Source organism: Sinimarinibacterium thermocellulolyticum (assembly GCF_040327995.1).
Lineage (GTDB): Bacteria > Pseudomonadota > Gammaproteobacteria > Nevskiales > Nevskiaceae > Solimonas > Solimonas thermocellulolyticum.
In genome coordinates, this window is the sequence record NZ_JBEPIJ010000004.1 from 203,662 (window position 1) to 216,687 (window position 13,026).

The 13,026-nt window shown below is 67.6% G+C and carries 11 protein-coding genes and 2 tRNA genes; 9 read left to right on the forward strand and 4 right to left on the reverse strand.

Annotation, left to right across the window (positions count from 1 at the left end; genetic code table 11):
- The 3 genes from queC to ABSH63_RS05510 all read left to right on the forward strand — a co-directional run bounded on the left by queC (position 1) and on the right by ABSH63_RS05510 (position 985).
- Complete coding sequence (gene queC / locus ABSH63_RS05500) at positions 1 to 693, forward strand: 7-cyano-7-deazaguanine synthase QueC (protein WP_352888165.1); 693 nt, start codon at positions 1 to 3, stop codon at positions 691 to 693.
- A 113-nt stretch (positions 694 to 806) separates the two neighbouring features.
- Positions 807 to 882 (forward strand) — tRNA-Lys (locus ABSH63_RS05505).
- Between the two features lie 26 nt (positions 883 to 908).
- Positions 909 to 985 (forward strand) — tRNA-Pro (locus ABSH63_RS05510).
- A 185-nt stretch (positions 986 to 1,170) separates the two neighbouring features.
- Here ABSH63_RS05510 and ABSH63_RS05515 read toward each other — a convergent pair.
- On the reverse strand, positions 1,171 to 3,042 hold the full coding sequence (locus ABSH63_RS05515; RefSeq protein ID WP_352888168.1) for an ATP-binding cassette domain-containing protein: 1,872 nt from the start codon (positions 3,040 to 3,042) through the stop codon (positions 1,171 to 1,173).
- Between the two features lie 96 nt (positions 3,043 to 3,138).
- Here ABSH63_RS05515 and ABSH63_RS05520 point away from each other — a divergent pair, with 96 nt between their 5' ends.
- On the forward strand, positions 3,139 to 4,422 hold the full coding sequence (locus ABSH63_RS05520; RefSeq protein ID WP_352888170.1) for an adenylate/guanylate cyclase domain-containing protein: 1,284 nt from the start codon (positions 3,139 to 3,141) through the stop codon (positions 4,420 to 4,422).
- Here the strand turns inward: ABSH63_RS05520 and ABSH63_RS05525 are convergent.
- The 3 genes from ABSH63_RS05525 to ABSH63_RS05535 all read right to left on the reverse strand — a co-directional run bounded on the left by ABSH63_RS05525 (position 4,398) and on the right by ABSH63_RS05535 (position 6,275).
- The gene (locus ABSH63_RS05525) at positions 4,398 to 4,571 is read right to left on the reverse strand and encodes a hypothetical protein (protein ID WP_352888234.1); all 174 of its coding nucleotides are present in this window, start codon (positions 4,569 to 4,571) and stop codon (positions 4,398 to 4,400) included. The genes ABSH63_RS05520 and ABSH63_RS05525 overlap by 25 nt on opposite strands.
- Positions 4,555 to 5,319, reverse strand: coding sequence for an SDR family oxidoreductase (locus ABSH63_RS05530; protein ID WP_352888173.1), 765 nt, complete (start codon positions 5,317 to 5,319; stop codon positions 4,555 to 4,557). Before ABSH63_RS05530 ends, ABSH63_RS05525 begins: the two co-directional genes overlap by 17 nt.
- Positions 5,320 to 5,456: 137 nt before the next feature.
- Positions 5,457 to 6,275: a hypothetical protein gene (locus ABSH63_RS05535; protein ID WP_352888176.1), complete on the reverse strand. Its 819-nt coding sequence runs from the start codon at positions 6,273 to 6,275 to the stop codon at positions 5,457 to 5,459.
- 305 nt (positions 6,276 to 6,580) lie between these two features.
- Between ABSH63_RS05535 and ABSH63_RS05540 the strand changes: the two genes are divergently transcribed.
- The 5 genes from ABSH63_RS05540 (at position 6,581) to ABSH63_RS05560 (ending at position 13,002) form a co-directional block, all read left to right on the forward strand.
- Positions 6,581 to 7,990 carry a 3-oxoacyl-ACP reductase gene (locus tag ABSH63_RS05540; RefSeq protein WP_352888178.1) on the forward strand — a complete coding sequence of 470 codons (1,410 nt, stop codon included), beginning with the start codon at positions 6,581 to 6,583 and terminating at the stop codon, positions 7,988 to 7,990.
- Between the two features lie 109 nt (positions 7,991 to 8,099).
- On the forward strand, positions 8,100 to 8,714 hold the full coding sequence (ribA, locus tag ABSH63_RS05545) for a GTP cyclohydrolase II (protein WP_434223248.1): 615 nt from the start codon (positions 8,100 to 8,102) through the stop codon (positions 8,712 to 8,714).
- A gap of 2 nt (positions 8,715 to 8,716) precedes the next feature.
- Positions 8,717 to 10,687 carry an ABC1 kinase family protein gene (locus tag ABSH63_RS05550; protein WP_352888181.1) on the forward strand — a complete coding sequence of 657 codons (1,971 nt, stop codon included), beginning with the start codon at positions 8,717 to 8,719 and terminating at the stop codon, positions 10,685 to 10,687.
- Between the two features lie 4 nt (positions 10,688 to 10,691).
- Entirely contained in the window at positions 10,692 to 11,711 is a 1,020-nt protein-coding gene (locus ABSH63_RS05555) for a quinone-dependent dihydroorotate dehydrogenase (protein ID WP_352888183.1), read from the forward strand.
- A gap of 76 nt (positions 11,712 to 11,787) precedes the next feature.
- Entirely contained in the window at positions 11,788 to 13,002 is a 1,215-nt protein-coding gene (locus ABSH63_RS05560) for an OmpA family protein (protein ID WP_352888186.1), read from the forward strand.
- The last annotated feature ends 24 nt before the right edge of the window (positions 13,003 to 13,026 follow it).

Here is a 13,026-nt window from a genome sequence, read left to right on the forward strand (position 1 = left end):
GTGACCTGCGAACGCAAGAAAGCCGTCGTGCTGTTGTCCGGCGGCCTCGATTCGGCCACGGTGCTCGCGCTCGCGCGCGAGCAGGGCTATGCGCTGTATGCCTTGAGCGTGGCTTATGGTCAGCGCCACGACGCCGAGCTCGCCGCCGCACGTCAACTCGCAGCGGATGCCGGGGTGGTCGAACACCGGGTGATACGGGTCGATCTCGACAGCTTCGGCGGCTCGGCGCTGACCGATGCGTCGATCGCGGTGCCGGAAACCCCCGGTGACGGTATTCCGATCACCTACGTGCCGGCACGCAACACACTATTCCTGTCGCTGGCGCTGGGCTGGGCCGAAGTACTGGATGCGCGTGACATCTTCATCGGCGTCAATGCGGTGGACTATTCCGGTTACCCGGATTGCCGGCCGGCGTTCATCGCGGCTTTCGAGCGGCTCGCGCGCATCGCGACCAAGGCCGGCGTCGAAGGCACCAGCTTCACCGTGCACGCGCCCTTGATCCACATGAGCAAGGCCGAGATCGTGCAAACCGGTACGCGTCTGGGTGTCGACTATGCGCGCACGGTGTCGTGCTACCAGGCCGATGCCGAGGGCCTTGCCTGCGGCCGCTGCGATGCCTGCCGCCTGCGTCGCGACGGCTTCGCCGCGGCGGGTCTTGCCGATCCGACACGCTACGCGGCAAGGGGCGGTTAGGAGCAGGCCGAGGTTTCCGGTATCATGCGCGCCCCTGTGCAGCCCGGCCACGGGCGCGCCGGTGGGGGTGGTGTCCGCCGCGCGATCATGCGTGATAGATGGCTGCACGATGCGGGTCGTTAGCTCAGCCGGTAGAGCAGCTGGCTTTTAACCAGTTGGTCGTTGGTTCGAATCCAACACGACCCACCATCCACATCCGCTGCGGGCAATCGAGACGGGGCGTAGCTCAGCTTGGTAGAGCGCCTGCTTTGGGAGCAGGAAGTCGCAGGTTCGAATCCTGTCGCCCCGACCATGGCGAAGGCGCGCGCGGGCCGTCCCTGGCGCGACGCTGCGCCGATCTGCGGGCACCGGCCCGCACGTCCCTGTGCGGGCGTTCGCCAGCGTGAACGTCCACCGGACGTTCACGACAGCCCCGGCTCACCCTGTCGCCCCGACCATGGCGAAGGCGCGCGCGGGCCGTCCCTGGCGCGACGTCGGCTACCGCAAGGTTTCCAGCGCTTCCCAGCGTGCGTAAGCGACGGTGAGTTGTTCGTCGATTTCGCGCAGTCGCTGCTCGACTCTGTCGATCTGCTCGCGCGCACGCCGGTAGAAACCGGGCTCGTTCATCTGCGCAGCCAGCATCGACTGCTCGGTCTCGAGCGCTTCGATGCGCTGCGGCAAGGCATCGAGTTCGCGCCGCTCTCGGCTGTCGAGCCGCGCCTTCGGCTGCTGGATCGACGGTGCTCGAGATGCGCTTGCGACCGCAGCGGCGCTGCGCTCCAGCGCAGTGGGCGGACGCTGCCGCAGCCAGTCCGCATAGCCGCCGACGTAGTCGCCGACCACACCATTGCCTTCGAATACGAGACTGCGCGTGACGACGTTGTCGAGAAATTCGCGATCGTGGCTGACCAGCAGCACGGTACCCTTGTAGTCGATCAGCTGCTCTTCGAGCAGGTCGAGTGTCTCCATATCCAGATCGTTGGTTGGCTCGTCGAGCACCAGCAGGTTGGACGGCTTGCTGAAGAGCTGTGCCAGCATCAGGCGCGCGCGCTCGCCGCCCGAGAGCACGCGCACCGGCACGCGTGCGCGATCCGGCGTGAACAGAAAGTCCTGCAGGTAGCTGATGACGTGACGGCGGCTACCGTCGATCTCGACGTACTCGCGACCGCCACCCACCGCGTCGATGGCCGTCATCTCCTCGTCGCGCAGCGCGTCGCGCAATTGATCGAAGTAGGCGACTTCGAGCTTGCTGCCCAGGCGCACCGATCCGGCATCCGGCTGTAGCTTGCCGAGCAGAAGCGCCAGGAGCGTGGTCTTGCCTGCGCCATTGGGGCCGATGATGCCGATTTTGTCGCCGCGCAGAATCGTGGTCGACAGCCGGCGGATCAGTGGCTCGCCGCCAAAGCCGTGCGTGACTGCGTCGAGCCGGGCGACCAGACGTCCGGAGCGCTCGGCTTCCTGCACCACGAGCTTGACGTCGCCCTCGCGCTTGCGCCGCTGCTGGAGATGCTCGCGCATCTGTAGCAGAGCCTTGACGCGCCCGGCGCTGCGCGTGCGCCTGGCCTCGACGCCTTTGCGGATCCAGGCTTCCTCCTGTGCGAGCTTCTTGTCGAACAGCGCCTGTTCGATCGCCTCGGCGTGCAAGGCCTCGGCCTTACCGCGCAGGTAGGCATCCCAGCCGCCGGTCCAGTTACTCAACCGACCGCGATCGAGATCGCAGACGCGCGTGGCAAGCCTGCGCACGAAGGCACGGTCGTGGCTGACGAAGATCAGCGATCCGGCAAACTCGTGCAGCAGCGTTTCGAGCGCGTCGATGCTGGGAATGTCGAGGTGGTTGGTCGGTTCGTCGAGCAGCAGTACATCGGGTTCCGAGACCAGCGCACGACCGAGCAGGACGCGGCGCTTCTGGCCACCGGACAGCTCGGCAAACGCCGCATCCGCGGGCAGTTCGAGCCGCGTGACGATCGCCTCGACGCGCGCCTCGACGTTCCACGCATCATGCGCTTCGATCTCGGCCTGCACGGCGGCGAGCCGATCGAGGTCCGGCTGCGCCGCGTGCGCGAGCTGGTGGTAGCGCGCACTGAGCCGGCCGATCTCGCCGAGGCCGTCGGCGACGACGTCGTAGACGCTACCATCGGTGTCGGCCGGCACGTCCTGCTGCAGTCGCGCAAGCCGGATGCCTTGCGCACAAATCCGTTCGCCGGCGTCGAGCGCTTGGTCGCCGGCGATCACACGCAGCAGCGTCGATTTGCCGGCGCCGTTGCGGCCGACGAGGCACACACGCTCGCCGGCCTCGAGGGAGAAGTCGACGGCGTCGAGCAGGACCGTATCGGCGATTCGCAGGCTGGCGTTCTTCAGGCCGAGCAACATGGCACGACGGCAACGGGGAGGGCGTGACAGTGTAGCGATGGCATCGGCGGCGCCTACGCCGGCTACAGTATGCGTCGTTGTACTCATGGTTCGAACGTGAACAGCGCATACGAAGTCGTCGCCCTCATCGCTCTGGGCATGGGCCTGGTGTTCTGGGGCACGGATCGCGCCAGCCCGACCAGTCGCTCCCTGGCGCTGTGTCTGGGTCTGCTCGGCGTGGCGATCTATGCCAATGCGCAGGTGATCGAGTACAGCCTCGAGGTACCGCTGCCGGGCTGGGCGCGCGCCGTCGGCCTGCTCGATGCGGCGGTATTCATCGCCGGCTGTGAGTGGGGCCTGCGTGTCGCCAAGACCGTGCGCGATGCCGAGCACGATCAGCGGCGCGACCACCTGATCCGTATCGCCCAGGCCTTGAGCCTGGTGTATGCACTGCTGGTCGCGGTCCAGCCGGAGCTGCGCTATCACGAGCTGGCGATCGCCATGCGCGAACGGCGCTTGCCGCCGCCGGGCACCCTGATGTTCGCGGTGCCATCGCTGCTCGCCGGCGCACTGGTGCTGACGGCTGGCCTGCGGTTGCTGCGTCGGCGCCCGGATCAGGCCGAGCAGGTGCGCATCTTTGCTGCGCTGGCGGCGATGCCGGTGCTCACCGTGGCGCTGGTATTGCCGGCACGCATCGCACCACTGGCGCTGGCGCTCGGTGAGCTGATCTTTCTGTACGGTGCGCTGCGCTACTACATGATCCTCGGCGCGCGCGGCATGTTCATGTCGCAGTTCCTGTCGCCGCAGGTCGCGCAACTGGTGCGCGAGCGCGGCCTGCGCCACGCGATGGCGCGCAAGCGCACCGAGGTCGCGATCGTCTGCTGCGACATCCGCCGCTTCACCGCCTACGCGCAGGCGCATTCGCCGGAGCAGGTGATGCAACTGCTGCGCGCGTACTACGCCGCGGTGGCCGCCGCCGCCCAGGAATATGGCGGCACGGTCAAGGACCTGGCCGGCGACGGCGCGCTGATCCTGATCGGCGCACCGGTCGAGTACGCGGATCGCAACGCGCGCGCGATCGGACTGGCGCGACGCCTGCAGGCTTGCGTGCGGCCGGGGCTCAAGCGCTTCTCGCCGGAGCTGGGGCTGGGCGTCGGCGTCGCCAGCGGCACGGTCGCGGTGGGCATCGTCGGCGAGGGCGGCCGCTACGAGTACATGGCCGTGGGTCCTGCGGTGAATCTCGCATCACGGCTGTGCGACAAGGCCGCCGACGGCGAAATTCACATCGACGAGCCGACGCTCGCCGGCAGCGGCGAAGCGCTGCCGACGCGGCGGCGACGTCGCTACGTGCGCGGCATCGGGCTGCTGGTGCCGACCTACGTGCTCGAAGACGAGAGCTGAGCCACCGTCGGCACTAACCGCATCGGCAGCGCGAAACCGTAGGGTCGCATGCCGTGCAGCGCGATCGCGTACTGATAACTCGGGTGGTCGTGCACCTCGGGCAGGACTTCAGCGCCGTGTTCGGCGTCGGCCCTAGGACAGATAGCCACCGTCGACGGTCAGCGTCGTGCCAGTGACGTAGCTGGCGGCATCCGAGACCAGGAACAGGATCGCCGGCGCGATCTCCTCGGGCTGGGCGATGCGGCCGAGCGGGATCTGCGGCAGGAACATGTCGAGCATCTGCTTGTTCTGCGTCAGCGCGGACGCGAACTTGGTCTCGGTGAGGCCCGGTAGCACCGCGTTGACGCGCACCTTCCACTGCGCGCATTCCTTGGCGAAGGATTTGGTCATGTTGATCACCGCGCCCTTGGTGATCGAGTAAATGCCCTGGTACCAGCCGGGCTTGACGCCGTTGATGCTGGCGACGTTGACGATGGCACCACCGCCGTTCTGTTTCATCAGCTTCGACGCCAGCGCCGACAATTCGAAGTAGCCGCGCACGTTCACTTGCAGGGTCTTGTCGACCATGCCTATGTCGGTGTCACAGATCTGGCCGAAATAGGGGTTGGTCGCAGCGTTGTTGACGAGGATGTCGAGGCGGCCGAGCGTGGCGCCGATGTCGGCGACGAGACGTTGGATGTCACTGCTGTTGCCGGCATGGGCGGGCATCACCACCGCCTTGCCGCCGTCGGCCTCGATCTGCGCGCGGACCTTTTCCAGATCCTCGGCCTTGCGCGACGACAGCACGACGGTGGCGCCGTGCTCGGCGAGCAGACGCGCCGTGGCGGCGCCGATGCCACGCGACGAGCCGGTGATGAGGGCGACGCGACCGTGCAGGTCGAACAGACGGGTGGGCATGCAGGCTCTCCTTGAGGGGTCGGCCCCTATGGAACCCGAACTCGCGGCACGAACTCAAGCGCGGCCACCGAGAACGCCAACGTAAAGGCCACCGTCAGCGGCGCCGCCGGTGGCCTTTGTGCGCGGCCTCGGCGGCGTTATTCCACCCGCACCGGACCCTGCATCTGCTTGCCGACGGTGCGGCCGCTTCGATCCGCAAGGCCGGGGCCGACGGTGACGGTATACAGGCCGGTGTGCGCAACCGGGAACAGCAGCATGCGACGGTTGTTCGCGCCGACCTCCCAAGTGCCCGCGACCAGCCTGCCAGCGGCATCGCGCACGCGCAGATGCGGCTGCGCCGAACGCGCGTCGTCGAATGCGCCGTTGAACAGCAGCACGATGGCGCGCGTGTAAGCTGCCGAGCCGGCGTACACCAGCGACAACTGCGTGTTGGACTCCGGTCCCCACCAGGGCGTGAGCCGCGGGACCGGCGTGCGCACCGGTGCCGGGCGCTGCGTCGGTCGCGGCGTCGCCGCCGGCGTTACCACGGGCGCCGGGCCCTGCATCGTCGCTGCTGCTCCGATTTCGGCCGCATCGTCGGCCATGTCTTCAACCGCGTCGGCAGGGGCGAGCGCCGCGTCGGCCTCGGTGCGGTCCTCGGCGGCCGGCGTTGCAGTGGGCTCGGGCTGGTCGGCGGCGAGCGACTCATCGGTCACTCGCAGATCCTCCTCGCTCGGCGCCATCGCCGCATCGAGCGCGCGATCCGCCGCGTCCGGCGTCTTTGCCGGCACGATCTCCGCCACCGCGGGGCCGGACTCGGCCGGCGCCGGCGCATTGCCGAACACGCTGTCCGGCGACACCACGCGCAGATCGCCATCACCGTTCTTCGACGGCGGATAGATCGTTTCCAGCGTGAAGTACGTGCCGGCAGCGACGACGACGGCCACCGCGGCCATGGACCAGCCTTTGACAGCCATGGTTTCTTCCGACCCTCCGGGAATGTGGTGTGCTGTATGACTATTCGCTGATGCTTGCGCTACCGCATTGTGCCCCGGCGGCACCCAGTGCGAGCGCTGCCGGACTCCCCCGTTCCGATACACGCCGTTTCGATACACGCGGCACGCCGCGCCGACGACGCGCGGCGGGCAGACTATCAGTCAGACGCGTGCATCCGTCAATGGCAGCGGCGGCGTGCGGCCGCTTGCGTTGCGCCGCGTCAGGGAAGGTGCTGCGCTGCGATAATCCGCACATCGTCAACACACTGCCTTTGCCTGGAATCTCGATGAACGACCGTTATCTCGACTTCACCCATTCGCCATTCGGCAAGACCCTGGCCTCGATGCTCGGCCTGCCGACACCGCCGCGCCTGCGTCGTGCCGACGCCGCCTGGGCCGCGCAGCCCTTCGCCGACGGCGCCATCCTCGTCGGCGGCGACAGCAAGGCGACACTGGCCGCGCCGCTGCTCGCCGCGCTCGGCGCAAGCGGCGCGCAACTGCGCATCGTGCCGGAGCACGCCGGGCTTGCGCCGCTGAAGGCCGCTGCGGCGAGCCTGGGACTCCAGCTGATCGGCAATCCCGCGCCGAGCGCCGGCGAGCGACCGAACCGCGCCATCGTGTTCGATGCCAGCGGTCTGTCGTCGCCGGCGCAGATGCGCGAGCTCTACGACTTCCTGCAGCCGCTGGTGCGCGGCCTGGTCCCCAACGGCCGCGTGTTGCTGCTGTCGCGCGCCGCCGACGCCTGCACCTCGGTCGGCGCCAAGACCATGTCGACGGCGCTGCGCGGCTTCATGCGTTCGCTGGCCAAGGAGATCGGCAAGAACGGCAATACCTGCAATCTGCTCGAAGTCGCCGAGAACGGTGAAGCGGCGCTGGCGGCACCGCTGCACTTTTTCCTGAGCGCACACTCGGCTTATGTCTCCGGCCAGACGCTGCGCATCACCACGAGCACGGCCAAGCCCGTCGAGCTGGCGGGCAGCCTCGCCGGCCGCAGCGCCTTGGTCACCGGCGCCGCACGCGGCATCGGCGCCGCGATCGCCGAAGTGCTCGCGCGCGAGGGGGCGCAGGTCATCGGCATCGATCACCCGTCGCAGGAGGGGGCGCTCGGCGAGACCATGGCCCGTATCGGCGGCCGCGGCCTGGCGCTCGATGTCACCGCAACGGATGCGGCGCAGCGCATCGCCGCCGAGGCGGGCGGTCTCGACGTGGTCGTCCACAACGCCGGCGTCACCCGCGACAAGATGCTGCGCAACATGAGCCCCCAGTACTGGGATCTGGTGCTGAACATCAACCTCGCGGCGATCATCGATATCAACGAAGGCCTGCTCAAGAGCGGCCTGAACGATGGCGCGCGCGTGGTCTGCATCTCCTCGATCGGCGGGATCGGCGGCAACGCCGGCCAGACCAACTACGCCTCGACCAAGGCCGGCGTGATCGGTTACGTCGACGCGATGGCGCCTACCTTTGCCAAGCGGGGTGGTGCGATCAACGCCGTGGCCCCGGGCTTCATCGAAACGCAGATGACCGCGGCGATGCCGCTGGGACCGCGTGAGATCGGGCGGCGCATCAACTCGCTGTCGCAAGGGGGGCTGCCGCAGGACGTCGCCGAGGCAGTGGCGTTCTTGGCCTCGCCGGCGGCCGCCGGCGTCAACGGCCAGACGCTGCGCGTCTGCGGCCAGAACTGGTTCGGTGCCTGATCCTAGCGTCTTAGGGCCCGCCGCTTTGCCTATTCGATGGCGGGGACCGGTAAACTGCGGTCCCCGCGCGTCGCTGCGCGGACCTTAAGAGGCCAATCACGAGAACGCCGTGTCCACCCCCACCTCCGACGCCGATGCCGATCTGGAGCTGATCGCCGAGTCGGCACTGCCGACGCGGCACGCCGAGTTCCGCATCGGCGTCTATCGCAGTGCCGATGGCAAGGAGCACGTCGTGCTGTCGCTCGGCGAACTCACCGGCGAGCCACCGCTGGTGCGCGTGCACTCCGAATGCCTGACCGGCGATGCGCTGTTCTCGCAGCGCTGCGACTGCGGCGCACAGCTCGAATCGGCGCTCGCGCAGATCGCGGCCGAGGGGCGCGGTGCGGTGCTGTACCTGCGCCAGGAAGGGCGGGGTATTGGTCTCGGCAACAAGATCCGCGCGTATGCCTTGCAGGATCGCGGTGCCGATACCGTCGAGGCCAATCACCAGCTCGGCTTTCCCGCCGACGCCCGCGAGTACAGCCTGGCCGTGCAGTTGCTGCGCAGGCTTGGCCTGCACCGCATCCGCCTGATGACCAACAACCCGCGCAAGCTCGACGCCCTGCGCGCCGATGGCATCGAGGTCGTCGAACGCGTCGCCGTCGAGACCGGCCGCAACCCCCACAACGAGAAATACCTCGCGGCCAAAGCGGCCAAGCTCGGGCATTGGTTGACGCTGCCCTGATGATGCGCCCGTCGCCATCGCCGTCGCAGACCGGCTTGTTGCGCGAGCTCGGCGCGCTGACGAGGTCGACCTATCGGTTGTCGCAGGGGTTCGTGCCCCTGCTGCGCCTGCTCGCCTCCGAAAACGACGTGACCCGTGACGAGCTCGCGCAGGCGATCGATCGCGCCTTCGAGGGTCTGTACCGGCACCCACTGCTGCGCCAAACCGAGCGGCTGACCCGCTACTTGCGTGCGCGTCGCCTGATTCCCAATGAACAGTCGACCGAGGACCTGATCCGCTTCGTGGTCGACCAGGCGGTCGCGCGCTCGCCGATGCAGGTGCCCGAGCAGATCGTCGAGGAGTTCTGGCAGTTCTTCGAGGAGCTGTTCGCGTCGCCCGAGCTCAAAGGGCTGGGCGAGCTGAGTCTGGACATGGTGCGGCTGGTGATCCGCACCTACGAGCCGCTACTGGTCGAGCTGATCAACATCCTCAAGGCCGGGCGTCGCTTCAACGCCTGGCAGTTGCAGGAGATCCTGCGCCGGGCCGCATTGATCCGCGGCGACGTGCTGATCGTGCGCAGACAGATCCGCGCGCTGCGCTACATCAAGCCGTTCTTCCAGACCGATCCCAAAGACTTCAAGACGCAGGCGCAGATCGTCGCGAGCATGGTGCGCGAGTTCGGGCCGTTCTTCGTCAAGATGGCCCAGGTCGCCGCCGCGAACGCCGACTTCCTGCCCGAGGAAATCGCGCGTGAGCTGGCCGTGTTCCACGAAGACGTGCCGCCGATGAGCGAGGACGAGGTGGTGCAGGCTTTCGTCGAGAGCTTTGGCAAGCCGCCGCACAAGCTCTATCTCGACTTCGATCCGGCCAAGCCGGTCAAGTCCGGTTCGATCGGCTCGGTGTACTTCGCCAAGAAGCCCTTCGTCGAGGACGGCCGCGAGGTGCTGCGGCCGGTGGTCATCAAGGTCGGCCGTCAGAACATCGACCGCGAGTTCGCGATCGGCAAGCTCGTACTCGGCCTGGCGATCATGTCCTCGCAGTACTGGGCGCCGCACTCGAAACTGACGCCGTTCCTGCGCGCGATGCAGGAGCAAGTCGACGAGTTCGTCGCCGGCTTCATGGCCGAGCTCGACTTCGATGCCGAAGCCGCAAATCACCTGCGCTTCGAACAGCGCAGCCTGCGTTCGAGGATGTGGCGCGTGCCGCAGCTCTACGGCCATTCGCGACGCATCATCGAGATGGAGTACCTGTCGGATGCCGCGAGCCTGACGCGCGCGCTGGCCGGCATGAGCGCGTCCGAGCGACGCCGCTTCCAGCGTGAGGTCTGCGAGCGCCTGTTGTACACATTGCTGCACCACGTGTTCGTGCACCAGGAGATCCACGGCGATCTACACCCGGGCAACATCATGGTCGATCGCGACGGCACGCTCTATTTGATCGACTGGGGCAACGTCGTCGGGCTCGATGGCAAGTGGGGCGCGGTCTGGGACTATCTCGCCGCCGCGGTCACCGCCGACACCGAGCTGCTCACTGAGGCGCTGATCCGCGTGAGCACCCAGCCCGAGGCCAACGCCGCCCGACGTGCGGAAATCAAGGCGGCACTCGACGAAACCCTGCGCAAGAAGGGCGTCGCGCCGCTGACGCGGCGCAACTTCGTCTCCGAGCTCAGGCGCGGTGGCTTCGATGGTCTGCACGCGCGCGGCCAGACGGTGCTGCATCTGTTGTCGAACACACAGCAGACCGGCCTGGTGATCAAGCGCGACTATCTGCATCTGTCGCGGGCGCTGTTCGCCGCCGCCGGCTCCTTCGGTTCGCTGTACGAGAACGACCCCAAGCGCCGGCTGGCCGCCGATCTGCTGCGCAGCCTGCTGCGCCTGCCGGTGACGCTGACCCAGGACCGCTTACACGAAGAACTCGGCCTGCTGCGGCGCCGCGCGGCACGCATGCTTCCGCGTGTGCTGCGTCCGCACCGGGCGGCCCTACCGTTGCACTAAAGCCATGGAATCGCTCTATCGCGCCGCCCGCGCAGCGCTGTTCCGGCTCGACGCCGAGCACGCGCACGAACTGACCCTCGGCCTGTTCAGGCGCTTGCCGGCACTGGCGACCGCGCCGTTTCGCGGCCCCGTGGTCGACGCACCGGTCGAACTGCTCGGACTGCGCTTTCGCAACCGCGTCGGCCTCGCCGCCGGACTCGACAAGAACGGCGAATGCCTGCGCGCCTGGCAGGCGCTGGGTTTCGGCTTCGTCGAAGTCGGCACGGTGACACCGCGGCCGCAGCCGGGCAATCCGAAACCGCGCCTGTTCCGCCTGCCGACGCAAGAGGCGCTGATCAACCGGCTGGGCTTCAACAACAAGGGGGTGGACCATCTGCTGCGATGCGTCGCCGAATCCGGCTATCAGGGCGTACTCGGCATCAACATCGGCAAGAACGTCGACACGCCGATCGAGCGGGCAGAGGACGACTACCTGCACGGTCTGCGCCGCGTTTACGCGACGGCCTCGTACGTGACGCTGAACATTTCATCGCCGAACACGAAGAACCTGCGCGACCTGCAGAACGAATCGCACCTACGCGGCTTGCTCACGCGCTTGAGCGCGCAAGGGCGCGCGCTCGCCCAACGGCACGGTAAGTACACGCCGATCCTGGTCAAGATCGCACCCGATGTCTCCGATGCACAACTCGACGGCATCGCGCTGGCGGCGCGCGAATGCGGCATCGACGGGCTGATCGCGACCAACACGACCATCTGCCGTCCGGGCTGCGAGGGCCTGCCGCTGGCGGACGAGACCGGCGGGCTGTCCGGTGCGCCGCTACGAGCATTGGCCGACGAAACCCTGCGCAAGCTGCGCATGCGCGTGGGCGCCGATTTTCCGCTGATCGGTGTCGGCGGCATCCATAGCGGCGCCGACGCCAAGGCCAAGCGCGCGGCCGGCGCCGACCTGGTGCAGATCTATACCGGCTTCATCTACCGCGGACCGGCGCTGATCGGCGAATGCGCTGCTGCCTTGTCGACCTGATGCGGTTGCCGGTTTCACGCCGAATCCAGTACAGTGCCGCCGCAATAACTTCGAACATTTCCTTGGGGGTCAGACGATGCGCAAGATGCTGATTCCGGCAGCCGCGGCCGCGCTGCTGTGGTCTGGCGTTTCACCCGCGGTGGCCGTGACGGATGACGGCATTCCGTATCTGGGTACGGGCTACCTGCACGAGTTCGGCGACGACAGTCGCGACTCGGACAATGGTGACGGTTTCGAGGTCCGTCTCGGCTGGCCGCTCGGCAAGTACGGCTACGACAATCTGTCGATCGAGGGTCTGTTCCACGCGTTGCGCCGTGATCGCGACATCGACGGCAACCCGGACTACCAGCGCGGCCTGATGGTCGACCTGGTCTATGACTTCGGCCTGTACGGCTGGGGCAGCGATGCCTCCACCAAGGCGCGCTTCAAGCCTTTCGTGCTCGCCGGTCTGGGTGTCGTGCAAGAAGACGTGCGCGGCGACGAGCACGAGCACTTCGGCATCAACCTCGGCGGCGGCTTGCTGATACCGCTGAACTGGCACGATCTCGCCGCGCGTTTCGAGGCACGTGTGCTGGCGCAGGACAACGACGACTCGGTCCAGGGTGAAGACCGGCTGATCGACTATCGTCTCGGGCTTGGCCTGCAGTTGCCGCTGAGCTTCCTGTTTCCGACGTCGGCGCCGGTGGTACCACCAGCCGACGAGTGCGCGATCGCCGTCGTCGATCCGATCACCGGCCGCAGCGACTGTGGCCTGGATTCCGACCGCGACGGCGTGCTCGACGGCCTCGACGAGTGTCCGGCGACGCCGAGCGGATCGGTCGTCGACGCCCGCGGCTGCACCCTGGACCTGGGCAGCGACGCCGACAATGACGGTGTCCCCAACGACGCCGACCGCTGTCCGGAAACCCCGGCAGGGGCGCAGGTCGATGCCCTTGGCTGCGTGGTCGCGCAGACGCTGGTACTGCGCGGCGTGAACTTCGAGAACGATTCCGCCGTGCTCACACCGGAGTCGCGGGAGATTCTCGACGGCGTCGCCGATTCCTTGAAGAGCCAGCCAAACCTGCGGGTCGAGATCGGCGGGCATACCGACAGCATCGGCAACGATACCTACAACGACATCCTGTCGAGGCAGCGTGCCGAGGCGGTGCGCCAGTACCTGATCGCGCGTGGCGTCGCCGCCGATCGCCTGGTCGCGATGGGCTACGGCGAGTTCAAACCGATTGACTCGAACGAGACTGCCGAAGGCCGCGCCAAGAACCGTCGCGTCGAGTTCAAGCTGATCGTCGAGTAATCGCCGCGCGCGGGCGCAGGCCGT

Coding starts and splice junctions, on each gene's coding strand:
- ABSH63_RS05515 (WP_352888168.1), bottom strand. CDS start 3,042: ATGTTGCTCGGCCTGAAGAACGCCAGCCTGCGAATCGCCGATACGGTC.
- ABSH63_RS05530 (WP_352888173.1), bottom strand. CDS start 5,319: ATGCCCACCCGTCTGTTCGACCTGCACGGTCGCGTCGCCCTCATCACC.
- ABSH63_RS05535 (WP_352888176.1), bottom strand. CDS start 6,275: ATGGCTGTCAAAGGCTGGTCCATGGCCGCGGTGGCCGTCGTCGTCGCT.
- ABSH63_RS05540 (WP_352888178.1), top strand. CDS start 6,581: ATGAACGACCGTTATCTCGACTTCACCCATTCGCCATTCGGCAAGACC.
- ABSH63_RS05550 (WP_352888181.1), top strand. CDS start 8,717: ATGCGCCCGTCGCCATCGCCGTCGCAGACCGGCTTGTTGCGCGAGCTC.
- ABSH63_RS05555 (WP_352888183.1), top strand. CDS start 10,692: ATGGAATCGCTCTATCGCGCCGCCCGCGCAGCGCTGTTCCGGCTCGAC.
- ABSH63_RS05560 (WP_352888186.1), top strand. CDS start 11,788: ATGCGCAAGATGCTGATTCCGGCAGCCGCGGCCGCGCTGCTGTGGTCT.